This is a genomic window from Rhodococcus sp. 1168 (genome assembly GCF_002091955.1).
GTDB lineage: Bacteria > Actinomycetota > Actinomycetes > Mycobacteriales > Mycobacteriaceae > Rhodococcoides.
The window spans coordinates 1-2,378 of the sequence record NZ_MKKY01000096.1 but is presented as its reverse complement, the minus strand read 5'-3'; the positions used below and the strand labels follow the sequence as shown (position 1 = coordinate 2,378).

The following is a 2,378-nucleotide window of genomic DNA, read 5'->3' as shown; positions in this document are numbered from 1 at the left end:
TGACGATGGTGGTCTTCTTGCGGTGGCGTTCGACTATCAGTTCGTAGAAGTCGCTGGTTTCTGTGGCATCGAGTGGCCGTAGCGCGAAGTCGTCGATGATCAAGACCTCGATGGCGGTCAATCTCCGGATCTCGGCGTCGACGGTGTTGTCGAGTCGCGCGGCGCGGAGCCGGGTGAACAGTTTATCCGACCGCGCGAACAGGACACTGTGGCGTCGACGGATTGCCATGTGCCCCAATGCTGTTGCCAGATGCGTCTTGCCGACACCGACCGGTCCAAGGATGATCGCGGACTGGTGAGCATCGAGGAAACGCAGTGACGTCAGATCGCCGAGCAGAGTCCTGTCGTATCGTAGATCGTCGTGGGTGTTCCAGGCCTCGAAGACCATCGCCGGGTCGAGTCCGGCTTTGGTCGATCGTAATGTCGCAGAGCGGGAGTCGCGGCGGTTGACCTCGTCGGCGAGGAGTACTTCGAGAAACCCGATATGACTGAGTTTGTGTTGACGGGCCAGGGCAGCACGTTCGGGTAGCGTGTCGGCGAGCGCCCCGAGTTTGAGGGCTTTGAGTAGTCGGACGAGGTCGGCGCCGACCGGTTCGGTGGTGGCTGTGGTGCGGGCGGTGGTCATGAGTGTCCTTCCGGGGATGCGGCGGTGCCGTCTACGACGGTCAGTGATGGTGTTGTGGTGGAACGGAATTCGGATGGGTCGCGTGAGAATCGCGTCGATTCCTGTCCGACTGCTTTCGGTAATGCTGGTGTCGATTTCTCGGTGGCCCGCTCGAGCATCGAGGCGATCTTGGTGACCGAGACGACGTCGAGATCGAGCGAGAGTGAGCATGCCTGTTCGACCCGCTCGGCGCCGTAACGTCGGACCAACCCTTGCAGGCGGTAGACACTACGGATCCGTGTCCAGGGCAATGGATCATCGAGTATTCGTTCGGCGTAGATCCCGATGCTGCGGCCGTGACCGTTGCAGGTTCTGATCAGTGAGGCGACATCACGCAATGCATAGTCGGACTTGTGCTCCGGTAGGTCGGCGCGGTCGGTACTGCGGCTACCCGCAGGTTGGCGGGGATGGATTTTCACCAGCGTGCCGCGGTGGTAGAACTTCACCAGTCCTGTATCTGCCCGCACCGACAGTGTCGAGCCGATCCACTGCTGCGGCAACGAATACAGTGCCCGCCCGATCTCCGCATGGAAGTCACGGTGCACTTTCACGTCCTTGAAGATCGGCACGTCGTACCCCGACGGCACCGGTAGCAGCTTCGGTAGTTCGGCTTCGTCGAACACCTCGAGCGGCCGTGCACAGGTAGTGCCGTGAATGCGCATCCCTGCGGTGCTGGTGCACCACCGCACGGCAGCCTCCTGGGCTTCGGCGAGACTGGTGAATCGTTCGCCGGCCCAGAAGTTTCCGCGCACGTATTGGACGGTGCGTTCGACCCTCGGTTTGTCCTTCGGTGACCGGACACGCGCCGGGTCGGTGATGAACCCGACGTGGCTGCTGTAGTCGAGCCAGCCATCGCTCAATCGCGGAGTGATCGGGTCCGCGGCGGTGACGACCGGTTTGAGGTTGTCCGGGATCAACACAGCGAAGACTCCGCCGAAGAACTTCCACGCTGCTTCGCAGCCGGCGATCACCGCCACCAGCGTCTGCGAATAGCTCAGCCACACGAACATGTGTCGGCTGTGGACGGCGGTGAAGATCAGGGCGTGGACTTTGCGGGCCCGACCGTCGTCGGGGTCGGTGAGCATCCCCAAGTATCCGAAGTCGATCTGGCATTCGATCCCGGGTTCGCCGTCGACGACTTGGACGGTGAGGTCCTTACGCCCGAAACCGCACATCTCGGTAGCGAACCGGTGCAACGTCCGGTACGGCAGCACGCAGCCCTTACGGGCAAGCAGCACTTCGATTTTCGCGATCGTGAGCGGCTTGCGTTCACCCTCGCCTGCCACCCATTTGGTAATCTGCTCCTGCTGGGGCACAAGTTGCTCCCATGCCGCGCCGTGACCGTGCGGCCGGTCGGGGCGCACAGCAGCGACGACCGCCGCGATCAACTCGTCACTGACCGCACCGACACTGTCGGTTCTCGCCAGACCAGCCCCCTGAGCTGCCTCGACGTAACGGCGGACCGTTTTGCGATCCACCCCGGCATGCTCGGCGATCGTTCGCAGTCCCGGAGCCGGCAGTCCAGCCGTCCCGAGCCATAGCCGTAATACTTCTCTGATTTCGTTCACACTGATCTCCCGAAAAGCCATGCTCATCGACCTCCGTGACGTGCTTGGTGCTGTCACAGACAATCGAACGAGCAAACGACGAGACCACCGGCAAGGCGCGCCGGTGGTCCCATAACTGGCAATCCAGGTGGTCCCATCACCCTGGC

2 protein-coding genes are annotated in these 2,378 nt (G+C 62.3%); both read right to left on the bottom strand.

The genetic code is table 11. From position 1 onward, the window contains the following. Window positions 1-625: ATP-binding protein (locus BJI47_RS23195; RefSeq protein ID WP_088945958.1), on the bottom strand; the 625-nt coding region annotated here is incomplete at its 3' end. Continuing rightward, a complete protein-coding gene (gene istA, locus BJI47_RS23190; RefSeq protein WP_088945957.1) occupies window positions 622-2,253 on the bottom strand; it encodes an IS21 family transposase in 1,632 nt (543 codons plus the stop codon). The genes istA and BJI47_RS23195, both read right to left, overlap by 4 nt. Between the last annotated feature and the right edge of the window lie 125 nt (window positions 2,254-2,378).

Coding starts and splice junctions, on each gene's coding strand:
- istA (WP_088945957.1), bottom strand. CDS start 2,253: ATGGCTTTTCGGGAGATCAGTGTGAACGAAATCAGAGAAGTATTACGG.